Below are 23,220 nucleotides of genomic sequence, written 5' to 3'. Positions count from 1 at the left end.
ACCACGAGCACGGTCCCGCTGCGCCGACGACGTTGGCGGCGTGGATCAGTGCCATGTCGCGACCACAGCCATCCGAATCGGGCCGCCTCCCCTCACACTCCCCCACCTGCGCGGGATGCGGCACGGAGAACCCCGCCGGGCTCGCCCTGCAGGTCGACGCCACCGAGGCGGGCGTGCGCTGCGTGCACCGCTTTGACCACCGCCAGGAGGGTGCGCCCGGGATCACCCACGGCGGTCTGGTGGCGGCGGCGTTCGACGACCTCTTCGGATTCCTCCTCTACCGCGTCGGAGAGCTCGCCGTGACCCGGTCACTGACCGTCGAGTACCTCCGGCCGGTCCTGTTGGGGACCGAGTACGAGTTCACGGCCCGCGTCCGCGACCATGCGGGACGACGACTGCGCGTGGACGCCGAGGCGGTCGACCAAGTCGGCGACAAGGTCGCCACCGCGCACGCGACGTTCATCGTCGTCGACCTCCAGCACTTCGAGCAGGGCATGGCCACGACCGGTCCCTGACATCCTCATTCCGCGACGAACGGCTCCAGCTCGACCGCGGGGTCGAGCGGGATCCCGTGGCCGGCCAGCGCATCCTGGAGCACGAGGGTGACGTGACCAGCGAGCCGTCCGACCATGACGTCCAGGGACTCGTCTCGCTGGTCGAGCCACCAGATGACGGTGGCATCCACCATCCCCATCACCCCGACCAGAATGCCTTCAGGAAAGCTCGCCACACCCGATTTGGTGTAGCCGCGGGCAGCCGCAGCGATCTCGTCGAGGAGGCGCGACCGCCCCATCCGGGCACGATGCAGGGTCCGACTCTGCCCACGGGCTGCCAGGAAGCGGTAGAGATGCGGATGCTCGTCGGCCCAGGTGGCGCAGGCGCGCACCAACCCCTCGACGACCTGCTGAGGCGTGCCTCGTCGGGTCAGGTTCGGGCGTACCCGCGCGATCAGGTCCTGCGCTGCTCGCCTGGCCATCTGGTCGTCCAGGTCGTCTCGGCTGGTGAAGTAGCGGTAGACGTGCGGCCTGGGGATGCCAGCCCGCTCCGCGATGAGGGCGGTGCCGGCGCCGATCCCGGACTCGTCGATGACCTGCATCGCGGCCTTGACCACGCGCTCGCGCTTCTCGTTGCGATCCAGCTCGTCGCGCGACGACCGCCGTCGGACGGTCGAGTCCGCCCATCGTCTCACTTCGACCATCGCCGCAGCCTACAGGCGCGGGGCGACGGCTCTGCTCGGTGCCGCACAACGCCGGGCACCGCCCAACGCCGACGTGGGACACCTTGTACCCAGGTCGGTGGCCGTGGTCTGATGGGGGTACACCCTGTACCCAATGATCCGGAGGCTCCCATGACCACGCGCCGTTCCCCTTGGATGGACGACGACCTCGAGGACCTGCGTGACCTGGCCCGCACTTTCTGCGAGAAGGAGATCAGGCCGCACATCGAGACCTTCATCGCCGACAAGCACGTCGACCGGGACCTGTGGAACCGCGCCGGAGCGGTGGGTCTGCTGTGCCTCTCCATCCCCGAGGAGTACGGCGGCGGCGGCGGGACCTTCGCTCACGAAGCTATCCTCATCGAGGAGCAGGCACGAGTCGGTGACAGCTCGTGGGGCGCCTCCCTGCACAACGGCATCGTCGCACACTACCTGCTCGCCTACGGCACCGAGGAGCAGAAGCAGCAGTGGTTGCCGAAGATGGCGTCCGGCGAGGTCGTCGGAGCGATCGCGATGACCGAGCCCGGTACCGGGTCGGACCTGCAGAACATCAAGACCAAGGCGATCCGTGAAGGCGACGAGTACGTCGTCAGCGGCTCGAAGACCTTCATCACCAACGGTTCACAGGCCGACCTCGTCCTCACCGTCGTCAAGACCGACCCCGACGACAAGGCCGCCGGGATCTCGCTGATGCTGGTGCCCACCGCCGCTGAGGGATTCTCAAGGGGGCGGGTCCTCGACAAGATCGGGATGAAGGGACAAGACACCTCCGAACTCTTCTTCGACAACGTCCGCGTCCCCGCCACCAGCCTGCTCGGCCACACCGAAGGACAGGGTTTCGTCCAGCTGATGGAACAACTTCCCCAGGAGCGACTGCTCGTCGCCGTGTCGAACGTAGCGGCCATGGAGTTCTGTCTGACCGAGACACTGCGCTACGTGCGCGACCGCAGCGCGTTCGGACGCCCGATCTGGGGGTTCCAGAACACCAAGTTCAAGATGGCAGAGGTCGCCACCGAGGCGCGGGTCGCGCGCGCCTTCGTCGATGAGTGCATCGAACTGCACCTCGACGGGGAACTGGACATCCCCACCGCAGCCATGGCGAAGTTGTGGTGCTCCGAGCGGGCCCAGCGAGTCGCCGATGCCTGCCTCCAGCTGCACGGCGGGTATGGCTACATGAACGAGTACCCCATCGCCCGCGCCTGGGCCGACCTGCGCGTCTCCCAGATCTACGCAGGCAGCTCGGAGATCATGAAGGAGATCATCAGCCGCTCCCTGTGAGCCCATCCGCGACCGACCATCCCAGGCTCGGGGCGGGTTCCCTCGACGGGCGTCGAGCATTGGCGCGTCGGCGCCCGTCGCTGCCACGGGGATCGAGCGGGGGAACAAGACGCCACCGCCGAGGATGTCGGACGTTGCCGACATGCCAGCGCGCCCCAGGACAAGAGGTCCGGGAACCAGCGGGCCGCCCTCCCCGAGAGAGTCTTCCTCGCCGCAGAGCCCCACGTCATGCTCCACATGGGCGGCGCTGCTGCGCCTCTCACCCCCGCCCGACCCGGGTCCCGCACAACCTGGTCGAACTGGTGAACGAGGTGCGCCCCGGTCGCCGTCGTCCGCCCGTGGAACCTCAAGCCGGGCCCACCCAGTGCTCGGTCCCGGACCGTTGCAGCGGTGGGTCGTCAACGAGGACATCGCCTTGACCACCACGTCCGACGCTGGGCGCCTTCGTCTCCAGGCTGCACGGCCCCAGGCCGACATGCCCCCCGGCTACCCGGGGAGATGCACCCCGCCGAGGGTCTCGCCGACGGCATCGCCATGTCTGCCACGATGCACCACGCACTCGTGGACGGGTACACCGCGATGAAGCTGCTCCAGCGGCGCCTCTCCACCAGTCGCGACGATCTTAAGTCCCGGCCCCTCCTCGCCGTTGGTCCCCGGTCGCGCCGAACAAAGGAGCGGGCACCGATGGCCCGCTTGCGAGTGCGGGGCCGCGGTGCTCGACGACCTGCTGGGCGGGGAGTGGGAGGCCAGGTCGGCGCATTGACGCTGCGCTGTGGTCTCCCCCTGCGCGGATCCTGCTCGGGCCCGTCGCGGCGGTGCCCGCCTGGTCAGCTCCTGCTGACCCGCTCCAGGTAGGCATGCCGAGCAGCAGTGTCCACGCGGTCGAGGAACACCGTGTCGGTCCCGAGTATTGCGCCGAGCCGGGTCGCGATCTTTTCGGGCACGAACTTCATCGCTGCCACCATGGAACCCGCCGCCCGCGTAACCCTCACGTACGGCTGTGGCCGCTCAATCAGCGCCGCCGTCGCGCGCGCGATCTCCTGCGGCTCGGCATTGCGCATGCCCTTGGCCCCACTCGTCCCGGACACCAGCTCGGTGTTGGTGAAGGTGGGCCGCACCGTGGACAGCCTGACACCCGACTTCCGATACTCCAACCGTGCCGCCTCGGTGAACCCGATGACGGCGAACTTGGTGCCGCAATAGGTCGCCAGGCCCGGCACCGGCAGCTCTCCGGCCAGCGAGGCCGTGTTGATGATATGCCCCCGCCGCCGCGGCAGCATCCTCTGCAGCGCGAGCTTCGTGCCGAAAATGACACCCAGGACGTTGATCTCGACCTGTCGACGGGTGACCTCGTCCGGCTCCTGGTGGACATGCCCGGTCGGCATCACCCCCGCGTTGTTGATAAGCACATCGATGGGACCGAGCGCGTCCTCGGTCGCGTCGAGGAAAGCGCTGATCGACTTCGGGTCCGTCACGTCGAGTCGGACCGCAACCTCGACGCCGAGGTCCTCGGCAGCGGACTTGAGCTTGATCTCGTCGATGTCGCCGATCGCCACCTGGTGGCCGCATCTGATCAGCTCCTGCGCGGTGTGGAAGCCGATCCCTCGGGCGCCGCCGGTGATGGCAACCACCCGTGATCTCGTCGTTGTCGTCATGGTGCCTGTTCCTTTCAGACGCCGAGCCGCTGGCGCAGGCCGCGTCCCGCGGCCAGGCGCAGCACTCGGCCGGCGATGGCCGCACGCCGGGCGGAGTACGGGTACCAGGTGAGCTCCTTGGTGGTCAGCGGGATGCGCGGCTCGGTGATGGCCTGGACACGGCAGTACTTCCGCAGGCCCTGCGCCCCGCCCAGCCGTGCCCCCAGTCCCGACGACTTCCAGCCGCTGTGCGGCAGCCCGACGGCGAACAGGTTGCTAAAGACGTCGTTGACGTTGACCGCTCCGACGTCGAGCCGGTCGGCAATCCGCCGTCCGCGTTCGACGTCGCGCGTCCACACCGTCGCAGAGAGCCCGTACTCGGAGTCGTTGGCCAGGCGCACCGCCTCCTCCTCATCCGCCGCTCTCATGACCGGCAGCGTCGGACCGAAGGTCTCCTCGGTCATGCACGCCATGCGGTGGTCGACGTCGACGAGCAGGGTGGGTGCATAGAAGTTCCCCTGCGCACCACGGGCGCCACCGACCAGCACCCGTGCGCCCGACTCCCGGGCGTCCTCCACGTGCCGCTCCACCGTGTCCACCTGCGCCCGGGTCACCATCGCGCCCACGTCGTCGCGCGTCCCCGACCCCTGCCGGAGCGATCCGACCGCGGTGGCCAGCTTCTCCACAAACCGGTCGTAGACCTGGTCCACCACGTAGACGCGCTCCACGGAGATGCACACCTGTCCGGAGTTGAACATGCCACCCCACGCGATGCCGTGCGCGGCTCGGTCCAGATCGGCGTCCTCCAGCACGATCGCCGCATCCTTGCCACCCAGCTCCAGGCTGACCGGCTTCAGCAGCTCCGCGCAGCGCGTGGCCACGCGACGCCCGGTGGCCGTCGAACCGGTGAACTGGACGAAGTCGGCGGCCTCGAGCACCTCCGCTCCCGTCTCGCCGGGACCCGCCACGTGGGCGAGCACGGGTGGCGCTCCGATCTCGTGCCATCCCTCGATGACGCGTGCGCAGGTCAGCGGAGTCATCTCCGAGGACTTCGTCAACACGGCACAGCCGGCTGCCAGCGCAGGTGCGGCATCCATGAGAAAGAGAGTGATCGGGAAGTTCCACGGGGTGATGAGTCCCACGACGGGGTAGGGGCGATAGGTGCGCGTCAGCCTCTTCGGGAGGCTCAGCAGCCCTCCGGACCCGATGCGTTCGGGAGCGAGGAACGCCTTCGCGTGGTCGGCGTAGTAGGAGATGAACTCGCACGAGGCCGTCGTCTCCACCAGGGCGTCGGGCCGCACCTTGCCGGTCTCCGCCACGAGCATGTCCGTCAGCTCGTCGGTGTGCTCGAGGATCCAGGTCCGCCAGCGGCGCAGCCACACCGCACGGGCAGCCGGCCCGATGTCACGCCACTCGGTTTGGGCGGCACGGAGATCGGCCGTGATGGCTTGCACACGAGTGGCGTCGGCGACCGGTACCGAGCCAACGACCGTCCCGTCGATGGGTCGACGGATGTCGAGGGCAGACGCGGACGGGGCGTTCATTGGAGCTCCTGTCTAGGGGGCGCGGACCAGCGGGATAAGCGAGGTTCCAAGCTGATGAGGCGTATCAGATGTCGATGACGTCAAGATCTTCGTCGGCGTGGAGAGCGCGAAGGCGCTTCTTGTCGAACTTGCCGACCGAGATCTTGGGCACCTCGGGGATGGCTGCCGTCGTGAGCTGGAGGTTCATTCATCGTGCTCTTCAGTGGTTCCTCAGGCTGTCAGTGAGCAGGTGCGGCGGGGCGCCGCGATCGAGCCGGTGCGGCAATGGTGGCCGGTCTGAACGGTCAGCTCGCTGCGACGCCCAGGAGCGCGTCTCGGTCGACGTGGAGTCCCTGGGCGATCGTCCGCTTGCTGAAGGCGAAGTCGCGCGGCCGGTTGACGCAGTCAGCGGCAATGAGTTCCCCGGCGCGCAGGTAGAAGCAGGTGAAGTCGCGATCACAGCTTGGGTCACCACTGAGCACGATCTCGTCGTAGCCGGTGTTCAGTCCCGCGATCTGGAGCTTGAGATCGTACTGATCCGACCAGAACCACGGCAGCGCCGCGATGGTCTTGTCCTTGCCGCATAGGGTCGCGGCTGCGACCTTCGCCTGTTCCCCCGCGCTCGGCACGGACTCGAGTCGGACGCGCCGCCCGTACCGCGCCATCAGGTGGCTGGTGCAGTCGCCCGCGGCCACGATGTCGTGATCGCTGGTGCGGGCCTGGTCGTCGATCACGACGCCGTCGTCGACGAGGAGACCCGCGGCGGCTGCGAGCTCGGTGTTGGGTTGGATCCCGACGCCGACGACGACGAGGTCGGCCGGGAGTTCGTCACCACCGGCCAGTCGGACCTCTCGGACCCGGTTGTCGCCACCCAGGGCCTCGACGAGGGCACCGGTGCGGACGGTCACTCCCGCGTCGCGGTGGAGGCGCTCGTAGAACGCCGAGACCTCCGGGGCGGTGACCCGTTCGAGCACCCGGTCGGCGGCCTCGAGAACGGTGACGTCCAGTCCGAGCGCACGCAGGGAGGCAGCTGTCTCCAGGCCGATGTAGCCGCCGCCGACGATGACTGCTCGCCGACCCGGTTGCGCCGACTCTCGGATCTGCTCCACGTCGGTGAACGTGCGTAAGTAGTGGACGCCCGGGAGGTCGGCTCCCGGCACGGGGAGCCGCCGTGCCCGGCCACCCGTGCACAGCGCGAGCTTGTCGTAGGGCATGCTCTCGCCGTCGGCCAGCATTACCCGCCGGTCTGTGCGCTCGATCGACTCCACGTGCGCATTGACCAGCCGGATCTGCTGCTTGGCGTAGAAGTCCGCCTTCCGGATCGCCAGCTCCTCCAACGTGCTCTTGCCGGCGAGGTATGCCTTGGACAGCGGCGGTCGCTGGTAGGGCAGAGCCGCCTCGTCACCGACGACGACGACCTCGCCGGCCCAGCCTTCCTGACGGAGGCTGGCCGCCAGTTGAGCCCCGGCGTGACTGGCTCCGACCACGAGCGCGGTCCCCTGTGTCATGCGCCGCGCTTCGGGGTCAGGCGCACCATGAGCTTGCTGATGCCCCTGACGAAGTTGGACTGGACGTACTCCGGCTCGCCGACGACCTCGATGTCCTCGAACCGAGGAAGCAGCTCCTCCCAAAGAATCCTCAGCTGGAGCTCGGCCAGCCTGTTGCCCATGCACCGGTGCACCCCGAACCCGAAGGAGATGTGGTTGCGCGCGTTCTTGCGGTCGATGATCAACTCGTCAGGTCGTTCGAAGACACGCTCGTCCCGGTTCCCCGAGGCGTACCACATGACCACCTTGTCGCCCTTGCGGATGAACTGCCCATTAAGCACGGTGTCCTTCTTCGCGACCCGGCGCATGTACGCAAGTGGCGTCTGCCAACGAATGATCTCCGAGACCATGTTCGGGATCAGGTCCGGATTCGCCTTGAGCTTCTCGAACTGCTCGGGGAACTGGTTGAGGGCCAGCACACCGCCACTCATCGAGTTGCGCGTGGTGTCGTTGCCTCCGACGATCAGCAGGATCAGGTTGCCCAGGAACTCCATCGGACGCTCGATCAGGTCCTTGGTGTCCTCGTTGCTCTGCAACATGGTGATCAGGTCGAAACCGGGCTCCTCCCCGGCAGCGAGTCGAGCCGCCTTGTCGTGCCAGTGCGCGCTGAGGCCGCGAACGGCGCCGACCATGCCTCGAAAGATCTCGTCGTTGTCGGAGGGACCTCCGTTGGCCTCCTCCATCGCGGTGGCGAGGTCGGACCACTCGGTCAGCTTGCGTCGTTGGTCGTAGGGGAAGTCCAGCAGCGTCGCGAGCATCCGAGCGGTCAGCTCGATCGACACCCGGTCGACCCAGTTGAACGGCTCACCGGTCGGGAGCTCGTCCAGCACCTCCTGGACCCGCGAACGGATCAGGGCCTCCATCTCGCGAAGGTTCTTGGGCGCAACGACCCCTTGAACGGCGGCCCGCTGCTGGTCGTGCTTCGGGGGGTCCATGGCGATGAACATCGCGACGTCCATGAACCGGGGTGGTTTGCCGATGATGATGAAGGGTTCGGCGGAGAAGACCTCGTGGTTTTTGTCGACGGCGATGATGTCGGCGTGCCGAGTGACCGACCAGAACGGACCGAACGGGCTGTTGGGCTGGTAGTGCACGGGCGCTTCGTTGCGCACACGCTCGAAGTACGACTGCCACCTGCCCTGGCGGTACAGGAACGGGTTGCTCAGGTCGATGTCGGCGAGCTCGACCTCGTCCGCCGGCGGGATCGGGGTCTCGACGAAGATCTTCTGCCCGTTCGTTCCGGTCACCCAACGACGGGTCTTGTCGTAGAGATGGGCGCCCCGGATCTGCAGTTCCATCGGGAGGGTCGACTGGACCTTATCGCTCAGCGTGTCTGCAATGTTCATCATCATCGATCCACTTTCCTTTCGATCACATCTGGAACTCGGGCAGCTGGACGACCAGGCCGTCCCACTCCTGCGACACCGCCATCTGGCAAGACAGCCGGGAGGTCGGCTGTCGCTCAGGATTCATCGACAGCATCTCCTCCTCGACGGGACCGGAGAGACCCACCTCCTCAGACCACTGCGGGTCGACGATCACGTGACAGGTGCCGCACGCGGCCTCGCCCCCACAATCGCCGTCGATGCCCGGCACCATGTTGTCGACCGCGACCTGCATGAGCGACCGGCCCTCCTCCAGCGGCGCCTCATGCTTCTCGCCGTCGTAGGAAACAAAGGTGACTACACCCATTGGCTTGACTCCTCACGTATCGAAGACGTAATGAGAGTCTTGTGACTCTGGGTGCGTGTGGCTATGGTCTCCACAGTCAGAATGTTGTGATTTCGGCTCAAGGGATGCGTGCGATGCGTGTGTACGAACCCGGCGTCCCGCCTCTCGCCTTTACGCAGATGCTCAACAGCTCTGCAATCGATCGTGAGGCTGCTGCCCGGTTCCGCACGGTGATGGCGCGGGAAGGGACCGATGAGACCGCACTTCTCGCCCAGGATCGGCAGGCACCGGTGCGCTGGTTCCGAGAGGTGTACCCGGTCCTCGACAGGGCCGAGGCGACTCAGTTGGGTTTCGCCTTCGCCGAACATTCCCAACTGACCTCCTTCGGGCCGCTGAGCGTGCCGCTGGTGAGCGCGGGCTCGGTCGCAGAAATCGTTGAGCTCTTTGCCTTTCTGCCTTTGATCTCCACGGCCCTGCGCCCCCACGTCCACCCGGGCGAAAGCGGCCTCACCATTGGGCTCACCGGACACACGCGCGACCCGGACTTGGACTGCCTCGTCGTCGCCTATGGCGGCTCCACGGTGCTGCGACTGCTGGACCTGCTCGCAGGGACCCTGCCCTCGGTCACGCTGTACCTGGAGTGGCCAGCGCCGGCGTCTGCGGCGGAATGGGAGCAGTCCCGAGGTGGGCGCGTGGTCTTCGACGCGCCCACTTCGTACGTGCAGGTTCCTCAGGACGCGCTCGACGAGGTGTGCCGCTTCGCGGACCCTGTTGCCTACCGCGTCGCGATCGCGGACCTGCGCACAGCGCTGGAGCGGCGCCACGGCACGATCTCCTTCGCAGAGCGAGTGCGGCTTTTGCTCGAGGAGGACCCCGGACAGGCTCACGGCGCCCGCGTTGCCGACAAGCTCTCGGTCTCGACCAGCACCCTGAAGAGGAGACTCGCCGAGGAGGGCACGACCTTCCGTGAGGTCCGCGAGTCCTGGCTGCGCGAACAGGCGATCGCGCTCCTGCTCGACCCGACCATAACAATCAGCCAAGTGGCCGCGGATCTCGCGTACGGCGATCTAAGCAACTTCTCACATGCGTTCAAGCGATGGACCGGGCAATCCCCGAGGGAGTTTCGACACACGAGGGGCCACCCGCCAGACGACTTGTCACGCGCGTCCCCCGCCGGATCGGGGCGACGCGATCAGCGATGAGGAACCTCGATCAAGTCGTCCCGCTGGTCATTGCGTCGACCGTCGACTTGCCTCGCCTGAACCGAGCGATCTCCTAGGCTCGCAGGTGGCCTCACCTGATGGTGCAGCAGGCCGACCCTCTGCGCGCAAATGGCCTCCTGGCGGGCTGGCTAACTGCCTTCATGCCGGCCCCACCGTGAACGCGCTCCACATGGGCACAGTCCAACTCTGGGTCTCCCTCAGACCCCGGCGACCCGGGGGAACCGGAGATGATTTTCGGACCGCGCGGGCGGTGTTTGGCGAGGGTCAGCCGGGCCGAGGAGTCAATCGCTGCCCAGGCGCTGGATCGTCGACTCCCTTGTCCAGGTCTTGGCGGGGGCCTCAATCGGTGAGCATCGCCTTGAGCTTGCTCAATGCGCTCTCTCGTTGAGACGCGGGCCTGGTCGCGTCATCGGCCCGCATACGTTGTCGGGCCGCTAGCTCGAGTCGATGGCCGATTCGGATGGCGGGTTCGTCAAAGTCGCTGGCGAGGCCGGCGGCGACGGCCATGGCGGCCCAGTCGTGGCGCGCGGTGGTGCGGGCTGCCCGCGCGACCGCTTCGGTGGGTGGATTGGTGGCGAGTTCATCGATGACCAGGCGCACACCCCGGTAGTCCTTGGCGGCGTGACACCAGGCTTCGATGACGCTGGCCTCGCGGTCGTCGGGCTCCTCGGCGAGAGCACGTTCTATCCGTGCGGTGAGAAGGGTGTGCCAGCGGAGCAGGAGCGCGTCGGCGAGGTCCTCCTCGTCGGCGAAGAAGGTGTCGACGTGGTCGACGTCGGTGGGGATTCGTCCGTCTTGGCGGGTGAGGATCTCTTGGGTCACGGTGTGTAGGACGGTGGCACGAGTGGGCTTGGGCTGGTCCTTCATCGGTGCGCCTCTCGCGGGGTCGAGCTGGTGCGCTTGCCTGGTCGCAGGGGCAGGGAGGCGTAGCCGCGGATAGGGCCGGAGCGGAGCCGGACGGCTGCGTCGAGGTCGACGTCCCAGTCGCGGTGGCGGGCCAGCAGCGCCTGGAGCGCGAGGCAAGCCTCGAGGCGGGCCAGGGATGCGCCGAGACAGAAGTGGATGCCGTGTCCGAACGCGACCTGTCGTTCGGGGGCGCGGTGGATGTCGAACCGGTCGGCGTCGGGGAAGGCGTGGTCGTCGCGGTTTGCGGAGCCGAACAAGAGCAGCACGGTGTCGCCCTTGTTGAGGTGCTGGCCGTGCAGGTCAACCGGTCGGGTCAGGGTGCGCGCGAGCCCCTGGACGGGTGAGTCGTAGCGCAGCAGCTCCTCGACCGCGGCCGGGATGCCGGCCGGGTCGTCTACGAGCTTGCGTCGGCTGTCGGGGTGGTGGGCAAGGACCACGGCGCTGTTGGAGAGCAGGTTGGTGGTGGTTTCGTGGCCGGCGATGAGCAGCAGGAGGCAGAACCCGAGGAGCTCTTCCTCGCTGAGGTGCCGGCCGTCGACCTCGGCGTGGACGAGGGCGGTCATGAGGTCGTCTTGGGGGTGCGTGCGGCGCTCGGCGAGGAAGCTGGCGAAGTAGTCGTAGAGCGCGGCGGCGGCGTCCAACCCGGGACCGAACTCTCCTCGGGTGGGGTTGGATTGGATGAGGGTGGTCGACCAGGTACGGAACCGGTCGCGGTCCTCGCGTGGGACGCCGAGCATGTCGGCGATCACGATCGCTGGGAGCGGGCCGGCGAGCTCGGCGACGAAGTCCCAGGTGTCGGCGTCAGGGGTCCGGTCGAGGAGGTCGTCGACGAGGGTGTGGATGTGGGGCTCGAGTGCGGCGATGCGGCGGGGGGTGAAGGCGCGGCTGACGATGCGGCGGAGCTGACTGTGCCGTGGCGGGTCGGTCATGATCAGCATGGGAAGGAAGAGTTCGGTCATGTCCACACCTGGTGGGGTGGGGAAGATCCCTGAGGCCGAGGAGTAGGTCGTCGGGTCGTGGAGGGCGGCGTCTATGTCGTCGTAGCGGCTGAGCACCCAGCAGTCCGCCGTGGCCGACCAATACGCGGGGGCGCTTTCACGCAGGGCGCGATAGACCGGGTAGGGGTCCGCTATCACTGCCGGGTCGAAGGGGCTGTAGGTCAGCCGCTGCTCGATCATCGGTTGCTGGGGCTGTGGTTGCTGGGTCATTCGCATCCTCTCTTGTGGGTCGTCGGATCAGGTGGCCGCGTCGGCACGAGCTCGTCCCGGGCGAAGTGTTCGGGCGGGTGCGATCCTGCTGTGAGGCCACCAGCTGCGGTCCTCGAACAACGCCGCGCAGGCGGGGACGACCAGGGTGCGGACCACGAAGGTGTCGAGGAGTAGTCCGGCGGCGACGGCGAACCCGGTCTGGGCGAGTGCTTCGACGGGCGAGAAGAGCAGCGCGACGAATGTGGAGGCGAAGATGAGGCCGGCGGCGGTGATCACGGGGCCGGTCGCGGTGACCGCGCGGGCGACCTCGTCGCGGTCCAGCGCGAGCCCGCTTTCACGCATCCGGCTCATCAGCAGGATGTTGTAGTCCGCGCCCACGGCGACGAGCAGCACGAACACGATGACCGGCACGGTGAAGTGGATGTCTTGTCCGGCCAGGTGCTGGAACACCAGGGTGGTCAACCCGAGGGCGGCTGCGCAGGACAGCACCACGGAGGCCAGCAGGTACAGGGGCGCTACCACGGCGCGGAGGGTGAGGACGAGGATGAGCAGCACCATGAGCAGCACTGCCAGGACCACCAGCACGGCGTCGTCGGCGAGGTAGTGGGCTAGGTCGGCGCCGAGCCCGGCTGCGCCGGTGGCGAGGATCGTGGAGTCGTCGAGTCGGGTGTCGTTCATGGCTTGCTCGGCGGCCGCATGGACTTCGTCGTAGCGTTCCTGGCCGGCGGGGGTGAGGGGGTCGGTGTCGCCGGTGATCTGGATGCGAGTCAGCTTCCCGTCTGCGGAGAGGAACTGACTGCGGGCCAGGGCGAAGTCGGGCTTGCCGAGGGTCGAGGCGGGCAGGTAGAAGCCGCCGGCCTCGGGGGTGTCGGCGCGCTGGTTGACGTCCTGGAGGTAGCCGGCGGATCCGCCGAGGCCTTCTTGGAGCTTCTCGGTCTGGGTGAGGAGCCGCTCGATTCCAGGTGCGATGCCGGCGGCGCCGTCGGCGAGCCGGTCGGTGCCGCCCTCCAGTTCGCCGAGCTTCGACCCAAGCTGCGCCTGTCCTTCGGCGATCCGCCTGCTGCCGGACTGTGCCTGGCGAAGTCCGGCCGCGAGCTGGTCGAGCCCGTGGGCGAGGCGGCCGTCACCGGCGGCGAGCCGGTCCGCGCCGGCGGCCGCTCGGGCCAGCCCGGGCAGAAGCTCATCTCGCAGGCCGGTGTAGATCTTGCGCAGGCCCTCACGGGAACGCTTGCAGGTCGGGTCGGCGGTGCAGATCGGATCGTCCTCGAGGGCCTCGACGATCATCCCGAGACCGTCGACGGCCACGGCGACCTGGTCGTGGGCGGTGCGGAGTCCGGCGGCCAAGGTAGCGGCACCGTCGCGCAGCTGGCGGGCTCCGTCGGCTGCCTGGTCAGTGCGGTCGGCGGCCTGTCCGAGCCCGTCGGCGATGAGGCGGCTGCCGTCGCTGAGCTTCCCCGCGCCTTGCTCGGCTTTCCCGGCGCCAGCCGAGACCTGCCCGAGTGCGTCACTGAGGTCGCCGGCGCCGAAGGCGAGCCGCTTCAGGCCGGGCTCGCCGGCCTCGAGCTTGTTCTCCGCCTGGCGGAGTCCTTTGGCGAGCTTCCCGAGCTGGTTGGCGATGGATGCGGGTTCGAGCGGTGTCCCAGCCGGTCTGGTGATGCTGCGGACCTGGTCGACACCGTCGACCTTGGCCACGGCAGTGCTGATGGCGTTGATGACGGCCAGGTCGCGGGTGTTGGCCATGTCGTGGTCGAAACGAATGAGCAGGTAGTCGCGCAGCGTCTGGTTGGGCGGGAAGTGCTCCGCCATCGCCGCGAGTCCGAGGTTGCTGGGAGTGTCGGGCGGCTGGGCGGCGCGTTCGTCGAAGGAGAGCTGCATCGTGGGCAGCGCCAGAGCCAGGAGAATGAGCACCGTGAGGCCCGCGACCAGGATCCGGGCGGGGTGTCGTCCGACGAGGCGGCCGGTGCGGGCCCATCGCGAGTCGGCTCGGGGTTGCGGCGCGGGGCCGATGCGGGGCCCGAACCAGCGCATCAGTGCCGGAGTGAACGTGAGACTGACCGCGACCGTGACCGCGACGCAGATCGCCATCGGTGGGCCGGTGGTGGCGAAGATTGCCAGGTCGGTGAAGCCGAGGCAGATCGCGCCGAGGATGACGGTGGCGGCCGAGGCCAGAAGCGCCGGACCGACTCGGGAGACCGACTCGGCGACGGCGTCGAGGGGTTGGAGTCCTCCGGCGTACTCCTCCCGGAACCGGGAGATGAGAAAGACGCAGTAGTCGGTCCCCGCACCCAGGGTGATGGCCACGACGAAGGCGTCGGTGTAGGTCGACAACGCCAGCCCGTGCTCACCCGCCCAGGCCAAGGCGCCGCGGGTGCACAGCAACGCGACCCCGATCGTCGCCAGCGAGACGAGCACGGTCGCGACCCGGCGGTAGACCAGCCACAAGATGCCAACCAGCAACAACAGCGAAACCACGGTGACCTTCAACGACGCCTCGTTCACCGCCGTGGTCAGGTCCGCGATCATCGCCGGATCCCCGGTGACGTGCACCTCCGTGCCAGTGGGGGTCCGGAGGTCGTCCACCACCGAACGGAGCCACTTCACGTCCTCATCCGAGGCCGGTGACCCGACCGAGGAGCGCAGCCCGACCACCAGGTAGGTCGCCTCGCCGTCCGTGCTGGTCATCGACTCGCGGACCTCAGGCTTGCCCAGGTAGTCCTGGACCTCCGATACACGATCCGAGTTCTCGAGCATGCGCACCAGATCGACGTAGACTCTGCGGTCCCTGACGCCGAGGCCGTCATCGCTGGTGATGACCACGTACACGTAGGAACGGGTCTCACCCGAGCCGAACGCGGTGTCCATGACCCGCAGCCCGTGCAGGGTCGGGGCGTCCTCGGGCAGGAACGCGGTGCTGCTGCGCTCCACCACCGTGCCGAGTGGAGTCACCAGCAACGACAAGGCGGTCGCCGCTAGCACCCACCCGACCATCACCACAGCCGGAAAGCGATACCCCAACCCCAGGCCCGACCTCAGCGACCTGCCGATCCCGTCTCGTCGAGCTCGCTCCATCTGTCCCAACGTCCTCGTGTTGGATTCACAGTTTGTACTAGCAGTACAACATAGGATGTGGCTCGCGTCGAGAACGTGGTTCCTCCAACGACCGCGCCAACGGAAGGGAGACGAGATGAGGAAGCTTCCGGTGAAGCTGGCCAGTCAGCTCTACGGGGCGGCGGAGCTGATCGCCGAACGCGGGCTCGACGGCACCAAAATCGAGGACATCGCCGAGGCCACCGGCATCCCCAAGGCCACACTCTATTACCACCTCGAAGGCAAGAACGCAGTCCTGGAGTTCCTCCTCACTGACCTGCTGGAGATGATCGCCGGCGCCGTCGGGATAGCCATAGCGAGCGCCGAGAGCGCGCGGACCCGCCTCGAAACCGCCGTCACCGCACAACTAGGCGTAATGCTCGAGCACCCCTTCCTCTGCCGGGCGTTGGTGGGCGACCTCGGGCGCGCCACGCGACTTCCCGATTTGGCGGTAGCGCTGCGCGCAGCCTTCTTCGAACCCATCGAGCAACTCTTGACCGACGGAGCCGCCGATGGCTCTCTGCGCCAGGTCACCGACCCAAGCGCCGTGGCGACGAGCATTTTCGGCGCCATCACCGTCGCCGGTCTGAGCGCTGCTGTCGACGGGCCACTGAAGGAACCGTCTTCCGAGGCAGTTCGGCTGTCCGCGGCGATCAGCGACCTGATCCTCGACGGTCTCGCCCCGCCCGGCACGCGCGATGCCCTCGAGTCATGACTCGCCCTTGGGCGGGGAATACCCGCGCACTTGCTGACGCCTTTACGAGTCGCTTGCGGGAGTGCCGAACCAGGGGAGACGGAAGGCGAACGTTGCACCGCCGCCGGGCGGGGACAGGTAAACCACGTCGCCCCCATTGAGAAGCAGTAGTCGCCGGACGATGTGAAGCCCTAACCCACTTCCCCGCTGCCCACCCGCTCGGGCGCTCTCGGACCGTGTGAAGCGGTCGAACATGCGACGTTCGAATTCCCGAGGCACCCCGGGACCCCTGTCCGTCACCGCAACGCGAACGGACCTGGCGTCTGTTCGAATGTCCACCACGACTGGTTCCGCGCCGTACTTCAGCGCATTCGTCAGCAGGTTCGTCACGATCTGTATCAGATGGCCACGGTCGACGAGCGCCGTGGCGTCTCCTGAAGTGCGGACCATAATCGACGACGTCACACTTAGACTTTCCAAGACCTCAGCAACCACCTCGTTCACTCGCACAGGCGTCCGGGTGATGGCCACGCCAGCCTCGTCCAGAACGGACACCGTCAGAGTGTTCTCAAGCAGAGCCAGTGCCGAATGCGCCGCTGCGTGCGTCTTGAGGAGAAAGCCATGACGTTCGTCATCGCGCGAAGAATCCCAGGTGTCAAGAAGTAGTTCGACGTACCCCGTAACCACCGACAACGGCACCCGGAGGTCGTGCGACAACATTGCGATCATGTCGCGAAGCGAGGCCTCGTGTGCCTTGCGGTCGCTGATGTCCTGAATCTGCGCGATGAGATACTGGGGTCTGCCATCCGGGTCGCGTACGGACGTGACCGCCAAGTGCGCCCACACGATTGAACCTGAGCCGGTGATGTAGCGCTTTTCCAGATCGTACGAGTCGACTTCACCTGCAACCAGGCGACTCAGGTGATTCAGGTCCGTTTCGAGGTCATCGGGGTGGGTTATGTCCTGGAAGGACCGTGTCAACAACTCCTGCTCGGAGTACTGGGTAAGTCTCGTGAACGCCGTGTTGACCTGCCGCAGCCTCCCATCGAGCTCGACCAATGCCTTTGCGATGGGCGCGTGGACGAAACTGAGCCGGAAGCGCTCCTCGGACTCTCTGCGTGCCTGTGCCGCCACGCGAATGTCGGTGACGTCCTCTACGACACCCGCTCCTGCGACCACCTCGCCGGAATCGTCTCGGATGGGCCACAGTCGCTGAGAAAAGATGCGACCCGCAAACGGCACGTCGGCCGTACTCGGGCGGGCGGCGAGCGCGTCTCGGAACCGGGGCTCAGCGATCGTAACCGTGTCTGTGGGAAATGCTTCGACGAGAGTCTTGCCCTCCAAGGTCTCGCGGGAGAGACCCAGAGAGGCGAGACCGCTGCCGCTCACCGACAAAATGCGCTGGCTCTCGTCGAACGTGAAGATGGCAGTCACATCGAAGGAACGCAGCAAGGGATGATCGCCTGCGCGAGAGAGGACCTTCAGCGTTCGACGCCGGACTTCCGCCGAACTCGTGGGCCCGGTCGCGTCAGATCCCACACGTTCGGGGTTGCTGCCCGGAACACGCTCAACTTCAGGCCTCGAAACCACGGTGAACTTCCTACAGGTTTTGTCGTGGGGCATCGCAAGAGCCCGCTCTGGGCCGCGGGGGCGATCCGAGTTGATGTTGCACATATGGTACGGCGCCGGACGGGGATGAGGCATGACTTGGTCCCGCTCGAAAGCGAAACTCCACGCCGCATCGGCGGCGTTCCGCCCGCCCGCCGCCAGCAAACCGTATCAGCGGCCATTCCTCGACCTGGGCATCGGATGGAGCCCCATGCTGCGCGGCGAACCCGCGACCTGGGCGCCCTGGCTGCAGCGGTACGCCGGCACCCGAGTCATGATCGACGGCGCACTCACCAGCGGCTTTGGCGAGACCAACCTCCCTCGCACTGAGACTCGGATGGATCGCAGCGCTGCTGCTCGCCGCAGCGGCGCTTCTCCGCCATATTGCCGGCGCCCGCGACACGCGACCCTTGATCTCGCAGGCCAATAGAGCACTCAAGACCGACGTAAACACGGCCCGTTCGTTACACGCGTGGTACAAAAGGAGCCCGATCGTCGACATTTGCGCAGGTCAACATGGGTCAGTCAGTCAGTATTACGACATTTAGCCTCGCGTGGGTGATGCCCACGCGCTGACTGCCTGAAAACGGCCCCTGACCTGCGGAGACACCTGTCAACGTCTTCGAGCGTCAGGGGTCGTTTTTGTTCGCGTTTGGCCACGATGTGTCCTAGGACGAAGAGCGAACGACGGTGACGCTATGCAGAAAGGTCTCCAGCAGTTGCGACGCAGTCCTCGGCACCGAGCAGATCCTGGCTTCATTGCTAGGGCGTCCTGCGCCCTAGCGGGAGTTCCACCACCGCGTCGCCTGCGCCTTCAATCATCGCCCGCGCGGCCGATTTCGGCCAGCTCTCCTCAGCGAAGGACTCATCCATCCCACGTCGGTCAGGAGATACCGCCAATCCGGACAATTTGTCAGGCCCCTCCCCTATCTTGCTTTCATGGCAGACCCACTTGAGCTCGAGTCGGAGCAGATGTACTTCGACACCGCTTGGGAGTTCCGCGAGGCCAAGCGCAACGCTGCGAAGACAGCTCGAGCCGAGGGCAACCGCCATGACGTCAAGGCGTACGTTCAGAAGAATCAGGCTTACGCCGAACAGCTCGCCCCCGCCGAGGTCGCCGTCGCGCACGGCGCGATCGCGCTCGAGGACGGCGAAGTTCTCTACATCGGACGCAACACGATCTTCGATGACGAGCGCGAGCCACTCGTCATCAACTGGAAGACAAGCATGGGAGCCCTCTACGAGCGCGCGTCCGTCCTTGACTCGTGCGGGGTAGCGCGAAAGCGCACATTCCGCACGAAGGCGAACCAGATCCAAGACTTCAACGATCTCATCTTTCACGAGCTCGCAGCTCAGGTCGCGAGGCTCACAGCGACCGAGGTCGTCGGCCTCGACGACGCCTTGCTTGCGGACCTCCACAGCGGCCGCGACGGGGCCATGCGAGACATCGTGCGAACGATACAAGCGTCGCAGTCGAGCCTGATCCGTCACGCGGCCGACGCCCTGCTCCTGATTCAGGGCGGCCCGGGCACGGGAAAGTCAGCCGTCGCGCTTCACCGCGCTTCATGGCTCCTCTTTAACGAGCCTGGCCTCCAGGCAAGCCGGATGCTGGTGATCGGCCCCAACGAAACGTTCGCGAACTATATCAAGGACGTCCTCCCAGGGCTCGGAGACGAGTCCGTCCCACAGACCAACCTCCGCGCGCTCGGCCCGCAAAGAAGTTCACGTCGTCAGGAAGACACCGATGTCGCCCGACTCAAAGGCGAAGCCCGTATGGCCCAACTGCTACGTCGCGGACTAGAACAGCGAGCCCGCTTCGCGGGCAGCGACCCCGACCTGCAGATCGGAAATAGTTATCCACGAGTAGCACTTTCCCGCGAGGAGATCGAAGACAAACTCGAGGAGTTGCGTTCCGCACCTACATACATGGGTGGCAGGGCATCGATGCGCGACTGGCTGACCGATCGCGTGCTCGAAATTCTAATTGAGGCAGTTGAGTTCACTCGAGGTACGCCCGAGCCGGACGCGCAGGCCATCGAACGTGCACTAGATCGGCTCTGGCCGTCTCTGTCAGCACAGCAGTTCCTCCGCGACCTCCTCGGCTCGCAGGCTCGGCTCCAGGAAGCTGCGGGCGATGATTTCACGGCCGGCGATATCGGCCGTCTTTATCGTCAAGCAGCGGCCACGGCGGCGGCCGAGACCTGGAGCGACAGCGACGTAGCCCTGTTGGACGAAGCCGAATGGTTGATCCAAGGCAGCCCCGACCGTTATGACCACATCATCGTGGACGAGGCACAGGACCTGTCTCCAATGCAGTTGCGCTCGATTCGGCGCCGCTCAAGCAACGGCCGCTGCACGATCGTAGGTGATATCGCTCAGTCGACTGGGCCGTGGTCACGGGACAACTGGGACGATGTCGTCACCGGTCTGCAGCAAGCTGCGCCCCCTGTCTATGAAGAACTCACCTATGGCTACCGCGTGCCTCGGGAGGTCTATGCCGAGGCCGCCAAGCTACTCCCACTGATGGCTCCTGGGCTGCGGCCGCTAGAGGTTGTCCGAGGCGCACCGGAGCCTCCGAGGTTCATCATCGATGATGGCGACTTCGACCTCTCCGAAGAGGTCGTCGAGGCTGTTCAGGAACAGTCGAAGATGGGTCGATTTTTCGGTGTCATCGTGGCACCCGAAAGCAAGCAGCAAATCGCGGCGGGCCTACGCGATTGCGGGATCTCCTTCACGGACGCCGACGGTGGCTCCTTGGGGACGAGTGTCAATCTGTTGTCCGCTACCGAGGCAAAGGGCTTGGAGTTCGACTCCGTCATCGTCGTCGAACCGGCGGCGATCGCCAACGTAGGTAGCAGGGGACTCCGATTGCTTTACATCGCACTGACCCGCGCAACGAAGTACCTAACGGTTGTCTACGCGCAGGCGTTCGAGCCGCTTGGGCTGGTAGGCGCGACGCCACTCATCCGTCCCTCCACGCCCGAGCCAGCGCCTTCCCCGGCAGCGTACCGAGCGCCCTACTCGGGACAGGGTCTGGAGGTCGCGCCCGACTTGACCGGCGGCCCCGCTGAGGCCGCCTCAGCTACGGCGCGACCTCTTTCCCCGATTCTGGCGGGCGCGGCTCGGGTCATCGCAGAACAGATCCGAGCAGACGTTCAAACAGATCGTTGGACGGATTTTCTCGCGGAGATCGGTCGTGCCCTCTTCCCCCAGAACGCCGCCGCCAGTGCGGCCGACCGTGACGCGCAGTGCCAGCGCTTCCACGCCGACGGCACCCGCTGCACCGCAATCACCACGAACAGTGACGGCTGGTGCCGGACGCCCGACTGCGCAGGATTCTTCGCGCGCACCCCGACCTACGGCATCCCAGCCGCGGGCGAGACCATCGACGAACCCCGCCTCTTGGCGATCGAGGGCAGCGGTGACGCGGAGATCTTCATCCCCGGCACCGAGAGCATTCGGATTACGCTCCGTGCAGCGAGCACGTTCGCGCTGCACCACAGTTGCTCGGAGGAGCAAGCGAATCGCGAGTTGCGAGCGATGCTTTCGGACTTTCTTCCCGTGGCAAAGCAGCGGAAGACTCGCACCGGCTTCATCGCGATGTTCCACCAGGGTTTCTCGCTCATCATGTCGCCCGATGGCACGGCGTTGACCGGCTACAACGCATTGCACCGCGACCGGACATGGGAGCAGGTGAAAACTGGCGTGCCATCGCGTGTTGCGTCCAAGCCAAGAAATGCTTGGATCGACCCTACCGAGCCGATCCGCACAAAGGACGAGCCAGGTATTGCAGTGCCTCTCGCTCAATTTCGGGAGGTCTTTAATCCGGCTAGCATCCGGCTGACCGGGCGCGCCCGTGCGATGTTCGCCGAAGTCAACTGCCTGCCGGATCAGCGCTGGAGCGAGGACCTCGACCGACAGATTCGTAACGCACTCACTGCTGATGGGGTCGCACGGGAGCGTAGACTAGAAAATGGGATGTTCGAGCTGCCGACCGGCGCAGCAGTCTGGCTGATTTCTTCAGACGTCCAGGCGGTTGTGGGCTACTTCGCTGTGAAGTGACTGGCGAGCGCGACCACCGACGGGGGCGTAGAGCTGACGAGCGATCTCGAGCACGACGAGCGATCTCGAGCACATGGCATGTCGCCGCGACACGATCTCTACTCGGGATTAGCTCGCGGATGAGCGCGAATCTCAATTTCCGCGCAAATGAACTCGAGCAGGTAGGCGGCCGAGGGACGCACGAACTTGACAACTTCTTGCTCTAGGAGCTAGATCCGCTTGTTCGCCTCAAACTCGTTCGCGGTCGGAGCGACTGACTGAATCGCCCCGGGGGGACTGCTGAGGGTTTGGTTGTCAGCTGACCTGTGGCGATGTGTGTCGCCGCTGGAAGGATGTCGACCATGCCTGCTGCCCATCCCAAGGAGTTCCGCGACGACGTCGTTGCGGTCGCTCGTCGTGGCGATGCTCCGATCGCTCAGATCGCCAAGGACTTCGGGATCAGCGAGTCGTGTCTGCGCAACTGGTTGGCCAAGGCCGATGTCGCCGACGGCATCAAGCCGGGCGTGACCTCGGCTGAGAGCGCCGAGCTGCGTGAGGCCCGCAAGAAGATCCGGCTCCTCGAGCAGGAGAACGAGGTCCTGCGCCGCGCAGCGGCGTATCTGTCCCAGGCGAATCTGAAGCTGGGCCAGTCCCCAAAATGACTTACCCGCTGGTCCGTGACCTTGCCGCTGACGGGATCCCCGTCGCGGTGACCTGCCGGGTGCTGGGGTTCTCCCGTCAAGCCTTCTACGCCTGGGACGCCGACCCGGTCAGCGACCGCGATCTCGAAGACGCCCTGACCAACGCCGCGATCGACATCCATGCCGACGATCCCGAGTTCGGCTACCGCTTCGTCGCCGACGAGCTTGCAGCCGCTGGTCATGTCGCCTCTGAGCGACGCGTGTGGCGGCTGTGTTCACAGGCTCGGATCTACTCCGCACACTCCCGCAAACGTGGCAGCGGCAAGCGGCCCGGGCCGCCGGTCCATGACGACCGCGTGAAGCGCGACTTCACCGCCGACGCCCCGAACCGGTTGTGGCTGACCGACATCACCGAGCACCACACCGGCGAGGGCAAGCTGTATCTCTGCGCGGTCAAGGACGTCTACTCCAACCGGATCGTCGGCTACTCCATCGACTCGCGGATGAAGACCCGCATCGCGGTGGCTGCCATCGGCTCGGCCGTCGCCCGTCGCGGTGGCCCTTCGGCCGTCACTGGTTGCCTGGTGCACTCCGACAGGGGCAGCCAGTTCAGGTCCAGACGCTTCGTCGAGGAGCTCAAGTACCACGGCCTGACCGGTTCGATGGGCCGTGTCGGCGCAGCCGGCGACAACGCCGCGATGGAGTCGTTCTTCGCGCTGCTGCAGAAGAACGTCCTGGACCGACGACGCTGGCGAACCCGCGAGGAACTGCGCCTCGCGATCGTCACCTGGATCGAACGCACCTACCACCGCCGACGCCGACAACGACCACTCGGCAAGCTCACCCCGATCGAGCTTGAGACCATCTACAACGCGGCACACGCGGCCTGAAACCACTCACCCTGCGTGACAACTAGACCTTCAGCAGTCCCAATCAGCGCCTA

Annotated in this window: 17 protein-coding genes and 1 pseudogene; 7 read left to right on the top strand and 11 right to left on the bottom strand. The window is 66.4% G+C overall.

The features are described 5' to 3' along the window. Positions 1-53 precede the first annotated feature (53 nt). Positions 54-515: a PaaI family thioesterase gene (locus tag K8Z61_RS03230; protein ID WP_224126620.1), complete on the top strand. Its 462-nt coding sequence runs from the start codon at positions 54-56 to the stop codon at positions 513-515. A 5-nt stretch (positions 516-520) separates the two neighbouring features. On the opposite strand, the gene K8Z61_RS03225 is transcribed toward K8Z61_RS03230, so the two are convergent. Further along, positions 521-1,198 (bottom strand): TetR/AcrR family transcriptional regulator, encoded by a 678-nt coding sequence (locus K8Z61_RS03225; RefSeq protein ID WP_224126619.1) that lies wholly within the window; start codon positions 1,196-1,198, stop codon positions 521-523. Positions 1,199-1,348: 150 nt separating this feature from the next. On the opposite strand from K8Z61_RS03225, the gene K8Z61_RS03220 reads away from it, so the two are divergent. After that, positions 1,349-2,494 (top strand): acyl-CoA dehydrogenase family protein, encoded by a 1,146-nt coding sequence (locus K8Z61_RS03220; RefSeq protein ID WP_224126618.1) that lies wholly within the window; start codon positions 1,349-1,351, stop codon positions 2,492-2,494. Positions 2,495-2,992: 498 nt separating this feature from the next. Further along, entirely contained in the window at positions 2,993-3,349 is a 357-nt protein-coding gene (locus tag K8Z61_RS03215) for a wax ester/triacylglycerol synthase family O-acyltransferase (protein WP_224126617.1), read from the top strand. Here the strand turns inward: K8Z61_RS03215 and K8Z61_RS03210 are convergent. The 6 genes from K8Z61_RS03210 to K8Z61_RS03190 all read right to left on the bottom strand — a co-directional run bounded on the left by K8Z61_RS03210 (position 3,322) and on the right by K8Z61_RS03190 (position 8,890). Further along, the gene (locus tag K8Z61_RS03210) at positions 3,322-4,149 is read right to left on the bottom strand and encodes an SDR family oxidoreductase (protein ID WP_224126616.1); all 828 of its coding nucleotides are present in this window, start codon (positions 4,147-4,149) and stop codon (positions 3,322-3,324) included. The two genes, K8Z61_RS03215 and K8Z61_RS03210, sit on opposite strands and share 28 nt — an antisense overlap. Positions 4,150-4,163: 14 nt before the next feature. Next, a complete protein-coding gene (locus K8Z61_RS03205; protein WP_224126615.1) occupies positions 4,164-5,672 on the bottom strand; it encodes an aldehyde dehydrogenase family protein in 1,509 nt (502 codons plus the stop codon). A 64-nt stretch (positions 5,673-5,736) separates the two neighbouring features. Continuing rightward, positions 5,737-5,859: a hypothetical protein gene (locus K8Z61_RS18775; protein WP_263430401.1), complete on the bottom strand. Its 123-nt coding sequence runs from the start codon at positions 5,857-5,859 to the stop codon at positions 5,737-5,739. Positions 5,860-5,956: 97 nt separating this feature from the next. Beyond that, positions 5,957-7,159 carry an NAD(P)/FAD-dependent oxidoreductase gene (locus K8Z61_RS03200; protein WP_224126614.1) on the bottom strand — a complete coding sequence of 401 codons (1,203 nt, stop codon included), beginning with the start codon at positions 7,157-7,159 and terminating at the stop codon, positions 5,957-5,959. Beyond that, positions 7,156-8,496 carry a cytochrome P450 gene (locus K8Z61_RS03195; RefSeq protein ID WP_224126613.1) on the bottom strand — a complete coding sequence of 447 codons (1,341 nt, stop codon included), beginning with the start codon at positions 8,494-8,496 and terminating at the stop codon, positions 7,156-7,158. Before K8Z61_RS03195 ends, K8Z61_RS03200 begins: the two co-directional genes overlap by 4 nt. Positions 8,497-8,569: 73 nt before the next feature. Continuing rightward, a complete protein-coding gene (locus tag K8Z61_RS03190) occupies positions 8,570-8,890 on the bottom strand; it encodes a 2Fe-2S iron-sulfur cluster-binding protein (protein ID WP_224126612.1) in 321 nt (106 codons plus the stop codon). A gap of 104 nt (positions 8,891-8,994) precedes the next feature. Here K8Z61_RS03190 and K8Z61_RS03185 point away from each other — a divergent pair, with 104 nt between their 5' ends. Then, positions 8,995-10,071 (top strand): AraC family transcriptional regulator, encoded by a 1,077-nt coding sequence (locus K8Z61_RS03185; RefSeq protein WP_224126611.1) that lies wholly within the window; start codon positions 8,995-8,997, stop codon positions 10,069-10,071. Between the two features lie 360 nt (positions 10,072-10,431). On the opposite strand, the gene K8Z61_RS03180 is transcribed toward K8Z61_RS03185, so the two are convergent. From K8Z61_RS03180 to K8Z61_RS03170, 3 genes are all read right to left on the bottom strand, one after another. Then, a complete protein-coding gene (locus tag K8Z61_RS03180; RefSeq protein WP_224126610.1) occupies positions 10,432-10,959 on the bottom strand; it encodes a hypothetical protein in 528 nt (175 codons plus the stop codon). Next, entirely contained in the window at positions 10,956-11,957 is a 1,002-nt protein-coding gene (locus K8Z61_RS03175; protein ID WP_224126609.1) for a cytochrome P450, read from the bottom strand. The genes K8Z61_RS03180 and K8Z61_RS03175 overlap by 4 nt, the downstream gene beginning before the upstream one ends. A 276-nt stretch (positions 11,958-12,233) precedes the next feature. Beyond that, positions 12,234-15,134, bottom strand: a complete 2,901-nt coding sequence (locus K8Z61_RS03170) for an MMPL family transporter (RefSeq protein WP_224126608.1) — start codon at positions 15,132-15,134, stop codon at positions 12,234-12,236. 271 nt (positions 15,135-15,405) lie between these two features. Between K8Z61_RS03170 and K8Z61_RS03165 the strand changes: the two genes are divergently transcribed. Next, complete coding sequence (locus tag K8Z61_RS03165; protein ID WP_224126607.1) at positions 15,406-16,008, top strand: TetR/AcrR family transcriptional regulator; 603 nt, start codon at positions 15,406-15,408, stop codon at positions 16,006-16,008. A 42-nt stretch (positions 16,009-16,050) separates the two neighbouring features. On the opposite strand, the gene K8Z61_RS03160 is transcribed toward K8Z61_RS03165, so the two are convergent. Then, positions 16,051-17,610 carry a PAS domain-containing sensor histidine kinase gene (locus K8Z61_RS03160; protein WP_224126606.1) on the bottom strand — a complete coding sequence of 520 codons (1,560 nt, stop codon included), beginning with the start codon at positions 17,608-17,610 and terminating at the stop codon, positions 16,051-16,053. Between the two features lie 957 nt (positions 17,611-18,567). On the opposite strand from K8Z61_RS03160, the gene K8Z61_RS03155 reads away from it, so the two are divergent. Both K8Z61_RS03155 and K8Z61_RS03150 read left to right on the top strand, forming a co-directional pair. Further along, on the top strand, positions 18,568-21,657 hold the full coding sequence (locus tag K8Z61_RS03155; protein WP_224126605.1) for a UvrD-helicase domain-containing protein: 3,090 nt from the start codon (positions 18,568-18,570) through the stop codon (positions 21,655-21,657). Between the two features lie 341 nt (positions 21,658-21,998). After that, positions 21,999-23,167: pseudogene (locus K8Z61_RS03150) on the top strand (IS3 family transposase). Positions 23,168-23,220 lie beyond the last annotated feature (53 nt).

The sequence above is a fragment of the Nocardioides sp. TRM66260-LWL genome, from assembly GCF_020075545.1.
In the GTDB taxonomy this organism is placed as follows: domain Bacteria; phylum Actinomycetota; class Actinomycetes; order Propionibacteriales; family Nocardioidaceae; genus Nocardioides.
Note: the sequence above shows the minus strand (reverse complement) of the source record. Positions and strands in the feature narration are given on the sequence as shown.